This is a genomic window from Acinetobacter sp. BY419 (assembly GCF_019038395.1).
Classification (GTDB): Bacteria; Pseudomonadota; Gammaproteobacteria; order Pseudomonadales; family Moraxellaceae; genus Acinetobacter.
Genome location: NZ_JAGFXZ010000002.1, coordinates 65,221 through 85,950 on the forward strand (window position 1 = coordinate 65,221; position 20,730 = coordinate 85,950).

Annotated in this window: 18 protein-coding genes and 1 pseudogene; 9 read left to right on the forward strand and 10 right to left on the reverse strand. The window is 45.4% G+C overall.

The window, feature by feature from the left end:
- Window positions 1–24 precede the first annotated feature (24 nt).
- Window positions 25–522 carry a DUF2505 family protein gene (locus tag KUG37_RS01140; protein WP_216933794.1) on the forward strand — a complete coding sequence of 166 codons (498 nt, stop codon included), beginning with the start codon at window positions 25–27 and terminating at the stop codon, window positions 520–522.
- Between the two features lie 122 nt (window positions 523–644).
- Here the strand turns inward: KUG37_RS01140 and KUG37_RS01145 are convergent, their stop codons facing one another.
- From KUG37_RS01145 to sdsA, 9 genes are all read right to left on the reverse strand, one after another.
- On the reverse strand, window positions 645–1,319 hold the full coding sequence (locus KUG37_RS01145; RefSeq protein ID WP_216933797.1) for a DUF1345 domain-containing protein: 675 nt from the start codon (window positions 1,317–1,319) through the stop codon (window positions 645–647).
- Between the two features lie 221 nt (window positions 1,320–1,540).
- Window positions 1,541–1,981, reverse strand: coding sequence for a YbjQ family protein (locus KUG37_RS01150; RefSeq protein ID WP_216940099.1), 441 nt, complete (start codon window positions 1,979–1,981; stop codon window positions 1,541–1,543).
- A gap of 3 nt (window positions 1,982–1,984) precedes the next feature.
- Window positions 1,985–2,341, reverse strand: a complete 357-nt coding sequence (locus tag KUG37_RS01155) for a YbjQ family protein (protein ID WP_216933801.1) — start codon at window positions 2,339–2,341, stop codon at window positions 1,985–1,987.
- A 107-nt stretch (window positions 2,342–2,448) separates the two neighbouring features.
- The gene (gene adeK / locus KUG37_RS01160; RefSeq protein WP_216933803.1) at window positions 2,449–3,921 is read right to left on the reverse strand and encodes a multidrug efflux RND transporter AdeIJK outer membrane channel subunit AdeK; all 1,473 of its coding nucleotides are present in this window, start codon (window positions 3,919–3,921) and stop codon (window positions 2,449–2,451) included.
- A complete protein-coding gene (locus KUG37_RS01165; RefSeq protein WP_216933805.1) occupies window positions 3,921–7,097 on the reverse strand; it encodes an efflux RND transporter permease subunit in 3,177 nt (1,058 codons plus the stop codon). Before KUG37_RS01165 ends, adeK begins: the two co-directional genes overlap by 1 nt.
- A 13-nt stretch (window positions 7,098–7,110) precedes the next feature.
- Window positions 7,111–8,373 carry an efflux RND transporter periplasmic adaptor subunit gene (locus tag KUG37_RS01170; protein ID WP_216933807.1) on the reverse strand — a complete coding sequence of 421 codons (1,263 nt, stop codon included), beginning with the start codon at window positions 8,371–8,373 and terminating at the stop codon, window positions 7,111–7,113.
- Window positions 8,374–8,409: 36 nt separating this feature from the next.
- Window positions 8,410–9,012 carry a phosphatase PAP2 family protein gene (locus KUG37_RS01175; RefSeq protein WP_216933808.1) on the reverse strand — a complete coding sequence of 201 codons (603 nt, stop codon included), beginning with the start codon at window positions 9,010–9,012 and terminating at the stop codon, window positions 8,410–8,412.
- A gap of 158 nt (window positions 9,013–9,170) precedes the next feature.
- Entirely contained in the window at window positions 9,171–11,213 is a 2,043-nt protein-coding gene (locus tag KUG37_RS01180; RefSeq protein ID WP_216933809.1) for a site-specific recombinase, read from the reverse strand.
- 15 nt (window positions 11,214–11,228) lie between these two features.
- Window positions 11,229–12,206: an All-trans-nonaprenyl-diphosphate synthase gene (sdsA, locus tag KUG37_RS01185; RefSeq protein WP_216933810.1), complete on the reverse strand. Its 978-nt coding sequence runs from the start codon at window positions 12,204–12,206 to the stop codon at window positions 11,229–11,231.
- Window positions 12,207–12,650: 444 nt separating this feature from the next.
- Here sdsA and rplU point away from each other — a divergent pair, with 444 nt between their 5' ends.
- The 8 genes and pseudogenes from rplU (at window position 12,651) to KUG37_RS01225 (ending at window position 18,999) form a co-directional block, all read left to right on the forward strand.
- A complete protein-coding gene (gene rplU / locus KUG37_RS01190; RefSeq protein WP_053579798.1) occupies window positions 12,651–12,962 on the forward strand; it encodes a 50S ribosomal protein L21 in 312 nt (103 codons plus the stop codon).
- Between the two features lie 19 nt (window positions 12,963–12,981).
- Entirely contained in the window at window positions 12,982–13,236 is a 255-nt protein-coding gene (gene rpmA / locus KUG37_RS01195) for a 50S ribosomal protein L27 (protein ID WP_216933811.1), read from the forward strand.
- 244 nt (window positions 13,237–13,480) lie between these two features.
- Entirely contained in the window at window positions 13,481–14,176 is a 696-nt protein-coding gene (lolA, locus tag KUG37_RS01200) for an outer membrane lipoprotein chaperone LolA (protein WP_216933812.1), read from the forward strand.
- A gap of 171 nt (window positions 14,177–14,347) precedes the next feature.
- Window positions 14,348–15,099: pseudogene (locus tag KUG37_RS01205) on the forward strand (RsiV family protein).
- 100 nt (window positions 15,100–15,199) lie between these two features.
- A complete protein-coding gene (gene serS / locus KUG37_RS01210; RefSeq protein WP_216933813.1) occupies window positions 15,200–16,471 on the forward strand; it encodes a serine--tRNA ligase in 1,272 nt (423 codons plus the stop codon).
- Window positions 16,472–16,544: 73 nt separating this feature from the next.
- Window positions 16,545–17,918: a siroheme synthase CysG gene (gene cysG / locus KUG37_RS01215; protein ID WP_216933815.1), complete on the forward strand. Its 1,374-nt coding sequence runs from the start codon at window positions 16,545–16,547 to the stop codon at window positions 17,916–17,918.
- Between the two features lie 32 nt (window positions 17,919–17,950).
- Complete coding sequence (locus KUG37_RS01220; protein WP_216933817.1) at window positions 17,951–18,427, forward strand: tRNA (cytidine(34)-2'-O)-methyltransferase; 477 nt, start codon at window positions 17,951–17,953, stop codon at window positions 18,425–18,427.
- A 179-nt stretch (window positions 18,428–18,606) separates the two neighbouring features.
- A complete protein-coding gene (locus tag KUG37_RS01225; RefSeq protein ID WP_254202554.1) occupies window positions 18,607–18,999 on the forward strand; it encodes a hypothetical protein in 393 nt (130 codons plus the stop codon).
- Between the two features lie 68 nt (window positions 19,000–19,067).
- Here KUG37_RS01225 and KUG37_RS01230 read toward each other — a convergent pair whose 3' ends face one another.
- Complete coding sequence (locus tag KUG37_RS01230; protein ID WP_216933821.1) at window positions 19,068–20,462, reverse strand: APC family permease; 1,395 nt, start codon at window positions 20,460–20,462, stop codon at window positions 19,068–19,070.
- Window positions 20,463–20,730: the final 268 nt, after the last annotated feature.

Sequence of the window (20,730 nt, forward strand, 5' to 3'; positions counted from 1 at the left end):
GTTAATAAAAATAAGGAAAATAGCATGGCACATCAGTTTACCGTGAAAGCAACTATCAATGGCGTGTCTATTGATGAATTTAAGCGTTTGGCCAATGATATCCGTTTGCACGAGGCGGTCTGCCATCGAATTCCTGCCCAAAATCTGGAAATCCTGGTTTCGGAAAAGCAGGGGCATATGTATACCCTGAAGCGTGCTTATAATCTGGATATCAATATTCCGGATATGGCAAAAAAATTACTAAAAGATGCATTCCGTTTGCAGCGTACCGATGTCAGTGATCTGAATGAAATGACCTCAACGGTACAACTGGGTGCGAACTTGCCGATCGAGGCCATCTGTCAGCGTGCGGTCACAGGAGATGAAGACCAGATCCAGTTCCAGCTAAACTGGACGGTTAAAGTCAAAGTGCCTTTGTTGGGTGGGATGTTAGAAAAGCATGCTGAAGGTGAGATTCGTAAATTTAGTGAAATCGAACTCAGCATCGTCGAAGATGAATTGCGTAAAAGCCTGATCGCTTGAAGCAATGTAAAAGTGTGCTTGACCTGATTTAAACACTGCTCAGGTAGATGCCGAGTAGGGGGAGTTGATTGGGCAGTAGATCGCAATTTTTAGTGTACTGCCACTATCCCAAAAACTTTATTTTAAGTACTGATAAAGTTTGCCGTGACATTAATACTGATGGCCAGAATGGTGGTATTGAATCCATAGGCCAAAAGTAAGTGTAGGGTGTTTAAGACTCGCATGGATTGGCAAGTAATGGATACATCTGCAGTTTGAGCAGAAGTCCCGATGATATAACTAAAATATAGAAAGTCCGGATAAGTCGGTCTGGCGGTATTTGGAAAATCCAGTCCACCTTGTTGGCATTTTTCAAGAGCCAGATAAAAGTCATGCGTATAATGAATAGCAAAAATCGTATGCATAAAGAACCAGGCTGAAATGATGGTGATAACTGACAATATTAAATGGCCGGATCGAATCAGGGTGTCTTTGGGTAAATGATTAATTTCAATAATAATCGCAATAAAACACATGATCAGAGTAATGATCACCAGAAATAAAATGATCCATTTACTGGCATCCTGTTGCATGGCGCGTTGCAGAATATGAGTATGATCAATATGCCAGAGTTTTGTTATGGTCAATAATAAATAAGCGTAAATAGCGATATTCCAGCTGATTAATAGGCAGCTTGACCAGCTCAAAGGGGTGACTGTCTGTAAAATCAGATAAAATACAATGATGGTCGGGAAAGTAATAAAGAAATACAGATGAGATTGAAGCGCCGTTTTTATAGACTGAAGGAACTGCATCATATTATTTATATTTATTCTGCTGACTTCTTAATATCCTAGCATAGAATGAATGGGAATAAAGCCGATTCCAGCGGCTTGAGGGTCAGACGCAATCACGTCTACTGCGCTATTTCATCTTTAAAGCAGTCAGCTGATCCACGTTCAGTAATTTGACTACGTGGATCGTGTAGCATGGCATGGATCAGCTCAATAGATAGTTTCTGGACGGACGTTTAGATAGATCAAGCAGCTTGTTGTATGGCAGTGCCATAAGCAAAGACTTCCACCATGCCACCATGCATGCCAAGCTCAGTGGTGCTGAGCCGAATCCCCATAATCTGGGTCGCCCCGATTTTTTCGGCTTCGAGTTTTAATCGTACAATTGCTTCACGTCGTGCACGTTCTACCACGCTTTCATAGCTGGTCAGCCGGCCACCGAGCATATTTTGCACATTGGCAATCGCATATTTAAAATAATCATGGGAGATGACGACATTGCTGCTGATCATCTGTCCAGAATGTTCAGACACCATGAAGCGGCTATTGTTCACCCGGATATAAGCCAGCCGTTGTTCCTGTTCATCCAGGTAGCGAAAATGTTTACGTTCGTTATAACGACCAAACCCAAAACCGACACTAAACAGAATGGCAAAAATGACGATCTGGAGAATTAAACCATCCATGCTTTAATCTGCCTGTGGAAAAGGGTCGGGTAATTTTGGCATGACCGGATCAACCATTACAGCTGTACCATACACAAAGAGTTCAGACGCACCTTGGGCAATATTGGAAGTCGAAAAACGAATACCGACAATCGCATTGGCACCCATACTACGGGCTTTTTCAATCATGCGGTTCATGGCTTCCTGACGGGATTCTTCCAGTAGTTCAGTATAGGCGGTGAGCTCACCACCCACAATATTTTTCAGCCCGGCCAGTAAGTCACGCCCGACATGTTTGCTGCGTACGGTACTGCCATAAACCACATCAATTTGCTGGCGAATAGTATGTCCCGGTACAGATTCCAGATTGCTAAGTAACATGTGCATGTTTTCTAAATAAATCGCTGGACTATGACAATAGGAAAACTGCCTTGAAAATGCAATAAAAAAAGCTCACCGAAGTGAGCTTTTCTGGATCTGTTTGGAATTTATTGCGCTTGCTGTTCGGCCGCACGGTGCTGCTCAGACACAGACGGTGGATTCGGCACAATATCCGCCGTATTGACTTTTAAGCCGCCACCCAAACTCTTATAGACTTCAACCTGATTGTTCAGATTGGCCTGTTCAAGCAATAACAAACCTTGTTCTGCTGCATAAGATGCACGCTGTGCATCCAGTACGCTCAGATAGCTGTCAATCCCGGCACGGAAACGTGCGAGTGACAAACGATAGGTCGTATTGGTCGCTTCGACCAGACGACGCTGAGCTGCAAGACGATCACCAATATTCTGACGAACCGCCAGGGCATCACTGACTTCACGGAAAGCGATTTGAATCGACTTTTCGTAATCTGACAGGGCAATTTGCTGATCGGTTTCAGAAATGCGGATATTGGCCTGACGGGTACCCCAATCAAAAATAGGAATATCCAGACTTGGACCCACTGACCAGACAAAACTTCCAGACTTGAACAGATCACCCAGATCAGTCGATGCCAAGCCTGCAGAACCGGTCAGACTGATGGTCGGATACAAGCGCGCACGAGCCGCCGCAATATTGGCACCTGCTGCAGACAGGCGATATTCTGCTGCACGGATATCCGGACGGTTGATCAGCAGATCACTTGGCAAGCCAGCACCTAGTGCAGTATTGGAGGTGATACGGGTAACGCGTTGTGCCGGTAATAAACTGGTCGGCACTGGTTCGCCCACCAAAAGGTTTAACAGGTTTTGTGCCTGTGCCACCTGAGTCCGGTAGTTGGCAACATCAGTACGTGCTGTCTCTACTGAAATTTGCGCCTGACGTACTGGAAGTTCACTGTCGATACCGACATCAAAACGTTTCCTGTTCAGATTGTAAGATTCAAGTTGGGCTTGCAGCGTCTGTTGCGCTAATGCCAGATTGGCATTGGCAAAAGAATAGCTGAGCCATGCTTGTGCAACCTGACCAATCAGGGAAATCTGGGTTGCATCCCGTGCACTCTGGGTCGCAAAGAATGTATCAAGCGCATTATCACGCAAACTGCGGACACGGCCCCAGAAGTCCAGTTCGTATGCGGTTACCCCTAGTCCCACGTTGTAGCTAGTGATAGGACCACGGTTCTGGGCACTGTTATTTAAAGTGTCCTGACGTAACACACTACCGCTGGCACCAATCGTAGGTAACTGGTTATTTTCGCTAATCTGATACTGCTGCTGGGCACGTTGAATATTGAGTGCCGCAGTGCGCAGGTCGCGGTTATTGGTCAGCGCCAAATCCAGCACCTGCAGTAAACGCGGATCAGCAAAAAATTCTTTATAACCCTGTTCTGCTACAGAAGCACCAGACGCATTGGTATAGCTGCTCGGGATATTTGCATGCGCAACGGGTTCTGGACTACGCATGCTTTGACAGGCAGTCAAAGCAAGCGCAAGGGCAGATACCGCAATGCTACGACCTGTAATAGACCATAGATTTTGCATTACGACTTATACTCCTGATTTTGTGTTTTTGGTTTGTATTTAAAGACATTTCGAATCCACACATAGAATACCGGGATAAAGAAGATACCTAACAAGGTCGAGCTGATGACACCACCGAGTACGCCATAACCCACCGAGTGCTGGCTACCTGCACCTGCACCAGAAGAGAGGGCAAGCGGCAATACACCAAAACCAAAGGCTAATGTCGTCATGATAATAGGGCGTAAACGCATTTTAGCTGCATGCAAGGTCGCATCAAATAACTCTTCACCTTGTTCTTGCAGCTCTTTAGCGAATTCGACAATCAAGATGGCATTTTTCGCAGAAAGACCGATGACCGCAATAAGGGCTACCTGGAAGTAGATGTTGTTTGACAGGTTTGGATTCTGTAACAGTACCATCCCGCCAAAGGTGAGCAATAATGCGCCCACAATCCCCAATGGCACCACCAGTAGCACCGAGAACGGAATCGACCAGCTTTCATACAAGGCTGCCAGACACAGGAATACAATCAATAATGACAGGGCATACAGGAATGGAGCCTGATCACCAGATTCACGTTCTTCCAGCGACAGACCTGTCCATTCATAGTCGAAACCTGTTAAACCCATTTCTGGCAATTTCGCTATAATTTCTTCCATGGCCTGCATGGCTGCACCCGAGCTGACACCCGGCGCCGGAGTACCCTGAATGTTCATCGAGGATACGCCATTATAACGTTCAAGTCGTGGTGAACCGTAAGTCCATTCGCCTGTTGCAAATGCCGAGAATGGGATCATTTCACCGCGATTATTACGGACATACCATTTATCCAGATCTTGCGGCATCATACGGGCATCTGCTTCACCCTGTACATAGACTTTCTTGACACGACCGCGATCAACGAAGTCGTTGATATACGAACCGCCCCAAGCCATGCCCATGGTGGTGTTAATTTCAGCAATACTGATACCCATGGCACCCGCCTGTGCCTGATCGATAATCACATGGTACTGCGGTGTATCTTCCTGACCATTCGGACGGACACCCGCCAGACGTGGATCTTGTGCTGCCATGCCCAAAATAGCATTACGGGCTGCGAGAAGCTGGTCATGTGTCTGGCCGCTTGCTGCTTGTAGCTGCAAGTTAAAGCCAGCGGACACACCCAGTTCCGGCATTGCAGGTAACTGTAAAGGCATGATGTACGAGGCATCCTGCACGATCATGTTCAGTGCCATACCACGTTGAATGATGGCACCGACCTGAGCTTCCGGGTTGGTACGTTCAGACCAGTCCTTCAATTTAATGAATGCTAGACCTGAGTTTTGACCTACGCCGGTAAAGGAGAAGCCTGCCACACTAAATACTGACTGGACCGTATCTTTCTCGCTTTCCAGGAAGTAGTTAGTCATGGTATTGACTACATTGTCAGTTCTTTGCAGCGTTGCGTTTGGCGGTAATTGTACCAGCGCAATAACCACACCTTGGTCTTCGTCCGGAAGGAATGAAGAAGGCAGTTTCTGGAAAATAAGAACAATAATGCCCAGTACCACTGCATAAATAATGCCTGAAAAGATCTTGTTGTGAGTCATGCGGTTAACACCGCCCTGATATTTCACCGACATCTTTTCAAAGCTGCTGTTAAACCAGCGGAAGAAACGCGCAAACACGCCATTACTTTCCTGCTTGTTAGGATCATGCTGTTTTAGCAGGGTCGCACACAGGGCAGGAGTGAAGGTTAGCGCCACAATCAGCGATAAAACCATGGCAGTCACGAGAGTAATCGAGAACTGGCGATAAATGACCCCGGTCGTACCACCAAAGAATGCCATCGGTACGAATACCGCAGACAGTACCGAGGTAATACCAATCAGTGCACCAGAAATCTGTTTCATTGACTTTTCAGTTGCAGAAACCGGATCGAGGTGTTCCTCCGTCATTACCCGTTCCACGTTTTCGACCACGACAATCGCATCATCGACCAGAAGACCAATCGCCAGTACCATGGCAAACATGGTCAGGGTGTTAATCGAGAAGCCGAAGACATTAATGACAGCAAAGGTCCCCAATACCACGACTGGAACCGCCATGGTTGGAATGATGGTAGCACGCCAGTTCTGCAAGAACAGGAACATGACGAGGAAGACCAAAATAATCGCTTCAATCAGAGTATGAACCACAGATTCAATCGATAACTGAATGAAAGGTGTAGTATCGAAAGCCAGCGTATCCACCATCCCTTCAGGATAGTTTGGACGTAACTGTTTTAAGCGCTCTTCAACTGCTTTTGCAGTATCGAGGGCATTAGCGCCTGTAGCCAGTTTAATGGCTACACCACCAGCCGCTTTACCATTAAATTTGGAATCAAACTGATAGTTGTCTGCACCCAGTTCAACGCGTGCTACATCACCTAGACGAACTTGAGCACCTGAAGTGGTGTTTTTCAGGAAAATATTGCTGAACTGTTCCGGGGTTTGTAACAGGCTTTGTGCTGTGACTGTTGCATTCAGTACCTGTCCTTTTACTGCCGGTGCACCACCTAGCTGACCCACTGCAACCTGTGCATTCTGGGTGCGAATTGCGGTGGCAATATCGCTTGGGGTGACTTGCAAACTTGCCATTTTGGCTGGATCCAGCCAGATACGCATGGCATATGAACCACCAAAGACCTGAACTTCACCGACACCTTCGACACGACTTAAAGGTTCAGAAATATTGGAGTTAACATAGTCTTTAATATCATCTGCGGTCAGGGTGCCATCTGGTGAATAGAAAGCCAATACCTGTAAGAAGCTGGCACCAGATTTGGTGACACGAACACCCTGCCGCTGTACATCTTCAGGAAGTAGCGCGGTAGCAGACTGTAATTTGTTTTGAACCTGAACTTGCGCCAGGTCAGGGTCTATACCTTGTTCAAAGTTTACAGCAATAGATGAAGAGCCATTACCCGCACTGGTGGATGAAATATAACGTAATCCATCCATACCATTCATCTGCTGCTCAATGATCTGGGTTACTGTATTTTCAACAGTTTCAGCAGATGCACCTGGATAAGTTGCAGAAATGGTGATGGTCGGCGGAGCGATGGTCGGATATTGCGCAATCGGCATTTTACTGATGGTTAGAATACCCGCCAGCATAATTACCAATGCGATCACCCATGCAAAAATCGGGCGATGAATAAAGAATTGAGCCATGAACCATTACTCCTTATGCATTTGCAGCAGGTTTTTGTTCAGGTTTCTCTTTAGCATCATCTGCCTTTTTCTCGCTCGCTGCAGGCTGTTTTGGTGCAGCACCTTGTGGCGCAGCAGCTTGAGGTTGATAAGGTTTAGCAATGACTTGCTGTTCAGGCTTAACTTTCGCAATACCGTCTACAATCACTCTATCACCTGGATTTAGACCTTCTGTCACAATCCAGTCAGCGCCTTGGGTGCCTACTGTAGTCACTGGGCGCGATGCAACTTTCCCATCAGCACCGACCAGCATCGCCATCGCCTGACCTGTAGGGGTACGGGTGAGGGCTGCCAGAGGAATGAGGTAAGCATTAGGGATTTCACCCTGCACAATCTGTGCAGTTGCAAACATGCCAGGAAGAAGCAGATGGTTTTTATTCGGGAATACTGCACGTAAGGTGACTGTACCTGTTTCAGGATTCACGCTGGCATCCGAGAAGGCAAGACGGCCTTCTACCGGGTAGGTGCTGCCATCTTCAAGCTTTAACTTGACTTTAGTATTGTTTGAACTGTTCAGGTCGCCTTTACTTAATTGCTGACGTAAACGTAAAAGTTCAGTACTGGATTGGTTGATATCGACATAGATAGGATCTAAACGCTGAATCGTCACTAACGGGTCTGGCTGATTGGCAGTGACTAATGCACCTGCGGTGACAGATGAACGGTTGGTCTGACCCGAAATCGGGGCACGTACCGTTGAATAACCCAGGTTGATTTCAGCATTACGCAGGCTTGCACGAGTGGCATTCAAATCGGCTTCAGCTAGTTTTACCTGTGCCACGATGTCATCGTATTCTTGCTTCGAAATAGCATTTGTACCGACCAGTTGACGGTAGCGACCTTCTTTGACCCGCAATACGCCCAGATTTGCTTCAGCACGGGCAATCGCTGCACGGGCATTATCTACTGTGGTACGGCTGGAGCTTGAGTCGATTTCATACAGCGCCTGACCTTCACGTACATAACTGCCTTCAGTAAACAGGCGTTTTAGAACTACGCCACTGGCTTGCGGACGTACTTCTGAAATTTCAAATGCTGTTGTACGACCCGAGAGCTCTACGGACTGCTCTACGCTTTGCGGTTGTGCAACAAGAACACCGACTTCAGTCGGTGGCATTTTTTGTTGAGCACCAGCTTGCTGGCCCTCTTTGGGATCTTTGCTACAACCAACAAGTGCGAGACTTGTTGCTAATGCGCAAGCAGTCAGGGCAGGTGCCCAAAGCTTTGCAGACATCATTGTTCCACCTCAATTAGATTTTTATCTAAATATTTTTTACTTGTGCGCCGTGCAATATCTGATCCAGACCATATACCACAACGAAATCCAAATAAAACTGATACTCCAGCCAGAAATGACATCCGAAGGAAAATGTACGCCCAGATAAACTCTTGAAATTCCCATTATCAGCATCCATAACCCTGCACCCATCACAATGATGCTATAACGGGAATGTTGCCGATGCATGTAAATTGCCAGACATCCCAGACAGGCTGCATACAGACTGTGGGCACTTGGAAAAGAACTTCCGAAGCTTTCCACCAAATGGAGGGATGCTGGTGGCCTTGGTCGGGCAATGACGAATTTCAACAGCCACGCTAGGAGTATTCCTCCGATAATTCCGATACATATAAAAGTTATGTTTGTACGCTTTTTATACCACAGTAAATAAATACACCATAGTGTGGATAAAAATAATACAAATGGCATGCCACCTATCACTGATAAGAACGTTGCAATCTGGTTTAAAGTTCTGGTGCGATGTTCACTCATCCATTGCACACTGAGCAGATCCAGCTGGCTCAAGGTTGCAATGTTAAGAAATAAAACACTGAAAAATAAAAGCAAAATGCCGACAAAAAGCAACAAGTAAGGCATGCCGAGAATCCCTGTCCCTCTCACCGATAAAAGATCGGCTCATTGTCTGAAGTGAAGTGTACTTGTCAGTACACTTTTTTTCAAGTGTGTGTATTTTATGCGAATTCCATTTTTTTAGTAAGGAATTTGGACGTAAATAGGCCAAAATTATCGCAGTTTTAAGATTTTGTAGATGTATGATTTTCGTCAATTTCAAGGGTTTGCTTGGGCGGCCAGAAGAAATCACTGGGGCGGGTCAGAAAGTGGGTCATGACCAGTTTTGCCAACGGTTTCCACTGTTCGAAACGAACCCGTCGTGCACGCAATGCTACAATAATAGTCAGAGTGAAGCTGACAAACAGGTTGGTCAGGCCAATCAGCAAGACCCCCAGGAAAGATACGACAATTAAACCGATATCAGGTCCATTGATGTTGAGCAGGCCTTGAATGAAGTTCGCTGAGGCAAAGGCAATGTGGCGAATATCGAGCGGTAGACCCAGAATGAAACCGAGTGTTCCCATACTTCCGAGCATAATACCAAAAAGAAAATTACCAGCCAGCGCGCCCAGATTGCGCTCGATATAATCAGCAAAGCGCAACAGGCGTTCCTGTCCCATAATCTGTGCTAAACGTACATCTGCTTTCAGGCGGGGCCCCACCTTGCGGTAGACCGCCATATTGTCAAAATAACCTGCTAACAAGCCGGACAGGAACAGACAGACCCCAGCAATCGCGGCATGTGGAATGGCTAAAGAAGTAAATGGATTCAGGTCATGCAGGGTTTTGGCTGCCTTGGCATGGGTCATTAATGGTTCATGCAGGGCATAATCCCAGCTGAGGGCAATCAGCGCGGCCACCGGAATCGCAATTGAAATATTACCCAAAATGGCAACAAACTGGGTGCGAATAATATTTACAATCAGCGCGGCGAGCTCGGCAATCTGAGCCATTTTTGAGCCCTTGCGCTGTTGTACTGTCGCAGCCAGTGCGGCAGCTGTCATCGCCGGCTGTTTGGTCGCAACAGTAAAATGCAGGACATGAATCAGCATAAAGCCTAGCGAATAATTCATGCTATAGCTAAAGGCCTGCATCAAGGGGGCCATAGAAACGCGCGCCATTAATGTTTTTAGCGTGGCCATGATCGCAATGATGACACCTGCACCGGCGGCCGACTTATACATGGCCAGAAAGCCTTGCTTGTCAGTACTCACATAATGCTCACCGGTCTTGCTGGCATTTTCGGTGACCTGTAAAGCTAACAGTTCACTATTGGTCGCCAATAAGGCACGGACACTGCGTTCACTGTAAATTGCTTCAGTAATATCCGCAATAAAAAGGCCAATGGACTGATAGCGCAGGTCATCGTCATCCATGACCATATTTAGCAGAATTTCGACCCGTTCCAGACATTGTTCCAGCAATGCCAGCATATAGGTCAGGCTGACACTGACCCCGATCCGTCTGGTAGAGCGGCGCACCTTGGCCGCCACATCATGACACTGTTCCAGCATCACCAGTGCTTGAGAGGCATCTGGTGGGGTAATTGAATCTACTAGTGCTACCGTATTGTAGCGTTTTTTATATTCCTGAATAAATTCGTTGATCTCACGGTTCTGCACCAGAAAAGGAGATTCATATTCCATCAGTTCAGGTTGTGCATTAATAAATTCGGGATGCAGACCGATACCGCTGATTCGGTAAGACAGGATGGTTAGTGCCTTGATCAGCTCATCTTTAATCCGGGTTTTTTCAGTCTGGTTAGAATGTCCCTGATTCAGGATCGAAAATAAGCGCTGCCAGTCTGCCGCATCAAAATAATCCAGCCAGTATTTATCGGTACGATGATAAAAAACCTTGCGGAATAGTTCCTGTAGCTGCTGATGGTCAGGAATCAGTGGCAAAATATGCGCACCAATGCGCTGGTTCAGCTGATTCCAGAATCCATCCAGAGACAAAATGCCAGTATCGGAAAACAGACCCGTCTGTTTATAGCGATTAATGATCCGCAGGGTAAAGGTCTGAAGCGTGGCAACCGCATTCGGGGTGAGTAATAAAGCCCGGATAAATGCATTGAATTTTGCTTCGATCTCTTCGGTATTTCTGCTGTCTTCGGGCCTGATTCGTTCAACCAGTTCAATCAGAAGATTTTCATCCAGTACTGCCCGAGGTTGCTCAAGCTGGTACTGCATGTTTTGGAAAAGATCAAGAAAATTAATATGCATAGGCGAGTTTAAAGATTACTGAATTCGGTGTAGGGCCAGTTTGGCCAGATTAATCAGGGCCTGACGATATTCGGAGTCAGGTAATGCCTGCAAGGCATGAATGGCAGTTTCAGTTTCTTCTGTAGCACGTTGACGGCAATAATCCAGCGCACCAGATTCATTGACAATCTGAATGACCTGTTCGAGATGCTCTGTACCGCCAGTTGCAATACTGCGACGGATGATTTCATGCTGCTCACCGGTGGTATTTTTCAGTGCAGCAATCAATGGCAGGGTCGGTTTGCCTTCCATCAGATCATCACCGATATTTTTACCGAGCGTATCTGCGTCGGAGGTGTAATCTAAAATATCATCGATAATCTGGAAAGCGTTGCCGAAATGTCCGGCAAAAGTTTTTAAAGGCTGACGGAATTCATCTTTATCTGCCAAAATGGCAGCACCCTCGGTGGCCAGTTCAAACAGGCGCGACGTCTTGCCATGAATGATATTCAAATAAGTCACTTCGGTGGTTTCCGGCTGATGCTGGGATTGTAGTTGCAGGACTTCACCTTCAGCAATTTCACAGGTGCCGGTCGAGAAATCTTTAAGCAATACCATATTGTTCAGATCGACCAGCAAGTCAAAAGCACGTGAAATCAGAAAGTCACCGACCAGAACAGCGGTCTGGTTATTCCAGGTAGCATTGGCAGTCGGACGGCCACGTCGCAGGCTGGATTCATCGACTACATCATCGTGCACCAGTGTTGCAGTATGCAGCATTTCAATGATTGCAGCCAATTTACGGTGTGGTTCCAAATTTTCAGCACCACAAGCCTTGGCAGCCAGGAGACACATAATCGGGCGCATGCGTTTGCCACCTGCTTCCACCACGTGCTTACTGACGGCCATCACCAACGCAACTTTTGAGGTAATTCCTTCATTAATGAATGTGTCCATCGCAGCAAAGTCGTTAGCAACAGGAGCGAGAATGTCTTGCTTAAAGTCGATGGTCATGTGAAAGAAAACCTCTAGTCTGGTAAATCGCTGGGCGTAGTTTAACAATTTATAACATGAGTGAAACCTAAGAAATGCATAAACTCCACTAAAAATCAGCTTTTTATAGATCTTATGAGAAATTTCTCCATATTTGGAGCCATAAAAAATCAGAAAAGGTCAGGGCGCACCCTATTCATCAGGCTGAGTATAGTAATCAAATGGGTCAGATTGCTGCTGTATCATTTTGTTGCTGAATATATCTTGAGTGTCTGATTTGATAGAAAATATTTAATAGTTAAATAATTAGCGTAAACGGGGCATTATTATTTCGGTAAAATGGCTTGTTGTTTTTTTGAATATCCCTTAAAATCCTCGCCCTTAGATATCCCCCAGTGGCGTACGTCTTAAGTTCGATATATTCCTTTATCGGCACGACGACACGGGTCTTGTTTGGAGTACATTATGTACGCAGTAATCCAAAGCGGTGGTAAACAGCACCGTGTAATTGAGGGTGAAACCCTTAAAGTAGAATTATTGAAAGCTGAAACTGGCGCAACCATTACGTTTGATGACGTTTTGATGCTTGTTAACGGTGAAAGCATTCAGATCGGTGCTCCAGTTGTTGCTGGCGCTACTGTAACTGCTGAAGTAGTTAGCCATGGTCGTCACGACAAAATCCGTATTGTTAAAATGCGTCGTCGTAAACACTACCGTAAACAACAAGGTCACCGTCAATGGTTCACTGAGTTGAAAATTACAGCTATTTCAGGCTAATTACGAGGAGTAAATAGACATGGCAACTAAAAAAGCCGGTGGTTCGACTAAAAACGGTCGTGACTCAAATCCTAAGATGTTGGGTGTTAAAATGTACGGTGGTCAAACTGTGACTGCTGGTAACATTATCGTTCGTCAACGTGGTACTGAATTCCACGCTGGTCAAAACGTAGGTATGGGCCGTGACCATACTTTGTTCGCGACTGCTGACGGCGTGATCAAATTCGAAGTGAAAGGCCAGTTTGGTCGTCGCTACGTGTCTGTTGAAGCATAATTTGCTGAAATAGAAAAAACCCACAATTTTTGTGGGTTTTTTTATGCCTGAAAATTAACAGGCAGATTAAACGATATTCCATAATGTAAAAATTATTCTGAAATCTTCATGATGATGAACAAAAAAACCGGTTACGAATTAATAATAATACAAAAGTTCTTATTTTCTATCATTTTAGCTTTTAATTTTCGTTTAAGATGAGTTATTAAATAAATTGTGACCCTGCAAAATAAAAGGTAAAATTATGAATATGCTTCGTAAAACCGTCTGTGCTATGGCTCTGGGTGCAGTGACTTTAGCACCGGTGATGAGTACAACCGTGTTTGCTGCACCTGTGGCAGCTTCGGAGCAACAGGCAACTGCCAGTCTGGTAAAACAGCTCAATCATGTGCGTAGCATGACTGCAAATTTCGAGCAAAGCACCAAGGTCACTAATCCGAGAGCGACCCAGAAAAAAGGCTTGTCTGCACAGCATATGAATCAGACCTTTAAAGGCGTGATGAAAGTCGAGCGTCCAGGTAAATTCTATTGGGAAACTACCGCACCGTCGAAGCAGGTGATTGCAACCACGGGTAAAACTGTATGGATTTATGATCCGGATTTGCAGCAAGCAGTTCGTCAAAGCTTGGATGAACAGGTGTCCAATACACCGGCGTTATTGCTGTCAGGAAATACCAGTCAGATTATGCAGTCTTACCGGGTCACTCAGCCAAATAAGGGTAAAACCTATTACACGCTATACCCTAAAAATACCGATGGTATCTTTGAAAGCCTGACCATTAGTTTTGGAGCAAATAAAGCGCCAAGTTTGATGATCTTGCAGGATTCATTAGGGCAAACCACCAATATCAAATTTAGCAATGTAAAAGTGAATAGCAGTATTCCAGCCTCTACGTTTAACTTTACCCCGCCAAAAGGTACGGACATCATTGATCAATAAGTATCAATGTGAATCGAATAAAAAAAGCAACCGACTCAGGTTGCTTTTTTTATTACCGGTAATCAGTAGGAGGTTGGATAGGCTACAAGGTTCAGCTATATCTAGATACGAGAGCGCCTTAGAATAAATAAAAGTCGAGTCAATGAAATTGCAAAATTTTAGGAGCTCAGAATGGAAATCAATCGGCTTGAAATTTTTAGGATCTGTACTGTCTTATTGATGAGTTGGGGTGTGCTGGGCTGTCAGCCACAATCCAGCTCGGTCGCCACCCCTGAACAAACAGACCAAGATGTGCAGATTGAAGCCAGGACCATTCCGGTCAAAGGAGCGGTCAAAGTGGTGTGGGCTGCGTACGCTTTGATCTGCAGACGGTAGACACCAATATGGACTGGATTAATCAGTACTTTATTGAGCGCATTCAGCATACTGAACCTGTTGCATTCACCAAGGTCATTCAGAAAAATCCTAAAAAAGCCGATGAGCCGCATTATCTGGATCAACGGTGGATCAAGGTGGAATTTATGGGGCAGCGCGCTCATCTGGCTTCTTTTGCCTTAAAAAGTTCCAATCTACCTCGTAATCAGTCCAAGCTGATGGCTCATACGGAATATATCAATTTTGATCTAAAACAGAAAAAGCGTCTGGCTTTGCATCAATTGATGCTAAATGGAAGTGAACAGAAACTGCTGAAAGCCTTGTATCAGGCGAATGTTCGCTGGCTAAATAAGCAAGGGATTCAACGGCAGCAGTTAAAACTGAGTGATAACTATTATTTTGACAGGTCTGGTCTGGTGTTGGTGTATCCGGCAGGCGAGTTAACATCTATGGCAAAAGGAATGCCTGAATTAAAAGTGCCCTATGCGGATTTAAATGAAGTGATCCGGCCTGAATATTTAGTTATTTTGCAGCAGGTAGCTTCCTAAATATTGTGCTAATAGGATGCAGCCAGGGTTCTGGTCACTGTATTTTTTGACGTTAAGAGCTTACACTATAGCCAGTTTTTTTCTTCTGCAAAGATTGATTATGATCGACCCGAAATTACTTAGAAATAATATTGAGGCTGTAAATGTAGCCTTGGCAAAACGTGGTGTTCAACTCAATGTTGAAGAGTGGGCATCCCTAGAAGCACGCCGTAAAGAGATTCAGTCCAAGACAGAAACACTGCAAGCTGAACGTAATGCCGGTGCCAAACAAGTCGGTCAAATTAAAAAAGCAGGTGGCGACGCCTCTGAAATCATGACACGCATGTCTGCGATTGGTGATGAAATCAAAGCGGCTGAAGCAGCACTGGCTGAACTGCAAGTTGAGCTTGAAGAAAAATTACTGTCTATTCCGAACTTGCCAGATGAAGCTGTGCCCGAAGGCAAAGACGAAAGCGATAATGTGGAAATCCTGAAATGGGGTACGCCACGTGAATTTGATTTTGAAATCAAAGACCATACTGACCTCGGTGAAATGATGGGCGGTCTGGAATTTGAAACCGCGACCAAATTAACCGGTTCACGTTTTAGCGTATTGAAAGGTCCTTTAGCCCGTTTACAACGTGCCCTTACCCAGTTCATGCTGAATACGCATACAGACCAAAATGGTTATACCGAAGCCTATGTGCCTTATCTGGTCAATGCAGATTCATTGCGCGGCACAGGTCAGCTCCCTAAATTTGAAGAAGACCTGTTTAAACTGCAGGGCGAAAAAGAATTTTATCTGATTCCAACTGCTGAAGTGCCAGTGACGAATTTTGTGCGTGACGAAATCATTGATGCAGACCGTTTGCCACTGAAATATGCAGCGCATACGCCATGTTTCCGTAGTGAAGCGGGTTCTTATGGTCGTGATACCCGCGGTTTGATCCGTCAGCACCAGTTCGACAAAGTTGAGATGGTTCAGATTGTGAAGCCTGAAACTTCGATGCAAGTGCTTGAGGAACTGACGGGCCATGCTGAAGGCATCTTGCAAGCACTCGGACTTCCATACCGTAAAATTCTACTCTGCGGCGGTGACATGGGCTTTGGTGCAACAAAAACCTATGACCTGGAAGTGTGGGTTCCAAGCCAGAATACTTACCGTGAAATTTCGTCTTGTTCAAATATGGGTGATTTCCAGGCGCGTCGTATGAAAGCGCGTTACCGTGCCGATCAGAAGAAAACTGAATTTGTACATACCTTGAATGGCTCAGGTCTGGCAGTCGGTCGTACTTTACTTGCAGTGATGGAAAACTATCAGCGTGCCGATGGCTCGATTGAGATTCCTGAAGTATTACGTCCATATATGGGTGGTGCGACCTATATCGATTAATCGTCGATCTCGGTATCCCTAAATATGCATGAAAATTGCATAGACAGTCAGATTTAAAATTTTGAGGTAGTTCGTGGATATCTTTCCAATCTCGTTAAAGTTGCAACAGCAACCTTGTCTGATTGTCGGTGGTGGACATATTGCCTACCGTAAAGCACTGCTACTACAAAAAGCCGGCGCGGTCATTCATGTGATTGCGCCTGAAATTGAAGAGAGTTTGTTGCGAATCGTGCAAAGCACACAAGGACAATATGCGCAGGCAGCTTTCCATCCTGAAGTTGCGTTACGCCCATATCGTCTGGTGATTGCAGCGACCGATGATCCTGCTGTGAATCGTCAGGTTTTTGAACTGTGTGAAGTGGAAAATGTGCTGGTCAACAGTGTTGATGATCTACCGCATTGTCGTTTTATGGTGCCTGCAATTATTGACCGTTCGCCGCTGGTGATTTCGGTGGCATCAAATGGCACATCGCCGGTGTTATCACGGCAAATTCGGACTCAGCTTGAAACGGCTATTCCACATGGGATGGGCAAGCTGGCTGAGTTTTCAGGAAAATGGCGCAGTACAGTGAAAGCTAAAATCCTCAATCCGGATGAACGCCGGATTTTTTGGGAAGATCTGTACGCCAGTCCGCTGAAAGAACAGGTGTTTAACGACAATATTGCCGAAGCAGATCGTCTGATCGAGCAGGCATTACAGGAATGGAAACAGCCAAAAGGCGAAGTCTATCTGGTGGGTGCCGGTCCTGGAGATCCAGAACTGTTGACCTTAAAAGCCTTGCGTTTGATGCAGCAAGCAGATGTAGTCATTTACGACCGTCTGGTTTCAGCGCCAATTATGGATCTGTGTCGCCGTGATGCGGAAAAGATCTATGTCGGTAAGGCGCGTTCCAATCATGCGGTGCCGCAGGATGGGATTAATGCCTTATTGGTCAAATATGCCAGTGAAGGGAAGCGTGTTTGTCGTCTCAAAGGCGGTGATCCGTTCATCTTTGGGCGTGGTGGCGAAGAAATTGAAGAACTGTTTGCGGCAGGTATTACTTTTCAGGTGGTTCCGGGTATTACCGCAGCTTCAGGTTGTTCGGCCTATGCCGGCATTCCATTAACCCATCGGGATTATGCACAAAGTGTGCGTTTCCTGACAGGTCACTTAAAAGAAGGTTCGCCTGAACTGCCTTGGAGTCAGCTGGTCTATGAAAACCAGACCTTGGTGCTGTATATGGGACTGGTGGGGTTGGAAAGAATCTGTGCACAGTTAATTGCCCATGGTCAACGTGCAGATATGCCGGTGGCGCTGGTCTCTAAAGGGACGACCCCTGAGCAGAAAGTAGTGGTGGGAACCCTGGCAGACATTGCATCCAAAGTATCTGAACATCAGATTCAAGCACCGACTTTAACCATTATTGGTGAAGTAGTTCGCTTGCGTGAACAATTGCAGTGGCAATAAGCTGCCACTTATACCCCAAGTAGAGAAATTCTGTGATCCACGTTGTTTTATATGAGCCTGAAATTCCTGCAAATACAGGTAATATCATTCGTCTGTGTGCCAATACGGGCGCGCAATTGCACCTGGTCAAGCCGCTAGGTTTTGAACTGGATGATAAAAAGCTGAAACGTGCCGGCCTTGATTATCATGAATATGCCAATATGCAGATTTGGGAAAATATCGAAGACTGTCTGGCCGATCTGGCAAGCAAAGGCATTGGTCTGGATGCAGTCTATCCACTCACCACTAAAGGTTCTGCAACGCCACATACCTCGGACTTAAACCGTCCTGTGGCCTTGTTAATGGGGCCGGAAACTCGTGGTCTACCGGAGCAGGTACGTATGCTGTTCCCGCAGCAGCACTGGATTCGTTTACCCATGGCAGAGAACTCTCGTAGTCTGAACCTGTCAAATGCCACCGCAGTGATTGTCTATGAGACTTGGCGTCAGCAGGGTTTTAAAACCCTTTAAGCTGAAATCTGCGATAATTTTAAAAGCTACCTTCGGGTGGCTTTTTTATTTTGTGTAACAGATACATAAACTGCTTTGTACTTCATTGTATGCTTGGGTTTGAAATTTCATCAAAGACAATAAAAGGTGCAGCTTTGAAGCCTCTATTAAAACTTGTCATCGCATGTTGCCTTGGAATCATGGCTGCTTCCGTGAGTGCGGAACAGGGTCGTGCTGCTACACCGGCAGCAAAGGAAGTCCAGCCCATTACTCAAGCAGAAATACAGCAGGGCTTGCTCAATATGCAGCAACGTTTAGATGCGCGTATCGAAAAGTGGGGACAGAGCTTGGATGCAGATGATTTTGAATGGACCTGGCGAGGGCGTAAGTTAAAGCAGGCCAAGCGTCAGGAAGTCTGTGAAATTTTTCAGGGTGTCGTAGATGAAATGTATCAGCTGGCCGTCAAGAATAAAGCCCGTTTAAACTCAGAAGACCAAAAGTTACTGTCCAATCGCAGCCTGTTTATTGAAAAACTGGGTTATGAAAATAATCGGGTCAATACCCGGATGGGTTTTGATTGCCATCTGCGTTAGTCAAATCAAAAAATAAAAGACATAAAAAAGGCGCACTAAGCGCCTTTTTTATTTGAATTGGAACGATATTATTTATCGTCAAATTCATTGTGCTGAGGTGCAGGGTGCTTGAAGCCTTTGGTTTTATAACCCAGGTACAAGATACCGCCAAATGCCCAGATCAGACCATATTTCAATGAGGTTTGATCAACTTCGAGCCATAAGGCAAACACGGCAATGAAACCTGCAAGTGGCACAATAACGAAGTTCAGGATTTCTTTTGCTGACTGGGTACGGCCATCACGCAATGCATAACGTGAAATGACAGACAGGTTCACAAAACTGAATGCAGTCAAGGCACCAAAACTGATCAACGAAATCACAAAATCCAGGTCCATGAAACCCGCTGTCAAGGCTACAGTACCGACAATCATAATGTTATAAGACGGTGTGTAGTTTTTCGGGCTGATATGACCGAATATTTTCTTGTTGATTACGCCATCACGACCCATGGCATACATCAGACGTGATACACCTGCATGTGCAGAGATCCCTGATGCCATGACGGTAATGATTGCAAAACCAAGTACATACGCCTGGAATAATGAACCACCCACCAGCATCAAAATTTCCGGCTGAGTTTCAGCAATATTCTGGAAATATGTGCTCGGATTATTCGGGAAGTAAATCTGCATGAAGTAAGTGCTGATAATGAAAATGATACCTGCAATTAAAGCGGTCAAGAAAATCGCTTTAGGCAAGGTTTTTTCAGTATCTTTGGTTTCTTCAGCCAGCGAGCTTAAAGAGTCAAAACCGGTGAATGAGAAGCACAGTAAAGTAGCACCAGTAATTAGTGCACCTACTGATGTGAGCTCATTCCAGAACGGTTCCAGACTCCAGAGCTGATAACGCTGCTCGGCCGTGATCGGGCCATCCGCATTAAAGCCAGCTTGTAATTTGCTGTAGACCATCCAGGTAAATACCGCAATCACGATCAACTGTACGAACACAATCAGACTGTTAAAGTTGGCCACGAAACGCGCACCGCGTAAGTTGACCCCAGTCATGAATGCCGTGAGTACAACGACCCATACCCAATGATTCACATCAGGGAATAACGCTTCGAGGTAAATGACCGCAAGAATAATATTGACCATCGGCGACAATAAATAATCGAGCCAAGATGACCATCCCACCATAAAGCCCACATTCGGGTGAATGGATTTTTGTGCATAGGTATAGGCCGAACCCGACGATGGGTAGCGACGAATCATATGACCATAGCTTAAAGAGGTTAACAAAATTGCAATTAATGCAAAAATGTAAGAGGTAGGAACATGGAAGTTACTTTCTGCAGATACTAGGCCGAAAGTATCAAACAAGGTCATGGGTTGAATATAAGCTAAACCAATAATAATGATGTGCCAGAGACCTAGCGTTTTTTGCAGTTTAGCTGCCGATTGAGTCCCAGTAATATTAGTCAACGGCGTTATCCTCTTAATCGTTGATCAAGGATCAGTCATATTTAATAAGGATCGTTTGAGACGAACGATCCCCCCTACAGTTTTCTATAAAAGCCCGCCAATCTACTTGAAAAGAGCGGCTTTTACTAGCTATTTTTTTGACTTTTGTCCTGCATTAAATGTGCCATTCAAAAAACAAATTGAATTTTTTGCTTATGCAAGATAAAAGCCCGATGTTTAAAAAAACATCAGGCTTTAATTTTCGCTATATTGGCTTATTTTTCAGTAA

Excerpts from the sequence above, each read along its gene's own strand:
- KUG37_RS01140 (WP_216933794.1), top strand. The coding sequence starts at position 25 with ATGGCACATCAGTTTACCGTGAAAGCAACTATCAATGGCGTGTCTATT.
- KUG37_RS01145 (WP_216933797.1), bottom strand. The coding sequence starts at position 1,319 with ATGATGCAGTTCCTTCAGTCTATAAAAACGGCGCTTCAATCTCATCTG.
- KUG37_RS01150 (WP_216940099.1), bottom strand. The coding sequence starts at position 1,981 with ATGGATGGTTTAATTCTCCAGATCGTCATTTTTGCCATTCTGTTTAGT.
- KUG37_RS01155 (WP_216933801.1), bottom strand. The coding sequence starts at position 2,341 with ATGTTACTTAGCAATCTGGAATCTGTACCGGGACATACTATTCGCCAG.
- adeK (WP_216933803.1), bottom strand. The coding sequence starts at position 3,921 with ATGCAAAATCTATGGTCTATTACAGGTCGTAGCATTGCGGTATCTGCC.
- KUG37_RS01165 (WP_216933805.1), bottom strand. The coding sequence starts at position 7,097 with ATGGCTCAATTCTTTATTCATCGCCCGATTTTTGCATGGGTGATCGCA.
- KUG37_RS01170 (WP_216933807.1), bottom strand. The coding sequence starts at position 8,373 with ATGATGTCTGCAAAGCTTTGGGCACCTGCCCTGACTGCTTGCGCATTA.
- KUG37_RS01175 (WP_216933808.1), bottom strand. The coding sequence starts at position 9,012 with ATGCCTTACTTGTTGCTTTTTGTCGGCATTTTGCTTTTATTTTTCAGT.
- KUG37_RS01180 (WP_216933809.1), bottom strand. The coding sequence starts at position 11,213 with ATGCATATTAATTTTCTTGATCTTTTCCAAAACATGCAGTACCAGCTT.
- sdsA (WP_216933810.1), bottom strand. The coding sequence starts at position 12,206 with ATGACCATCGACTTTAAGCAAGACATTCTCGCTCCTGTTGCTAACGAC.
- rplU (WP_053579798.1), top strand. The coding sequence starts at position 12,651 with ATGTACGCAGTAATCCAAAGCGGTGGTAAACAGCACCGTGTAATTGAG.
- rpmA (WP_216933811.1), top strand. The coding sequence starts at position 12,982 with ATGGCAACTAAAAAAGCCGGTGGTTCGACTAAAAACGGTCGTGACTCA.
- lolA (WP_216933812.1), top strand. The coding sequence starts at position 13,481 with ATGAATATGCTTCGTAAAACCGTCTGTGCTATGGCTCTGGGTGCAGTG.
- serS (WP_216933813.1), top strand. The coding sequence starts at position 15,200 with ATGATCGACCCGAAATTACTTAGAAATAATATTGAGGCTGTAAATGTA.
- KUG37_RS01225 (WP_254202554.1), top strand. The coding sequence starts at position 18,607 with ATGGCTGCTTCCGTGAGTGCGGAACAGGGTCGTGCTGCTACACCGGCA.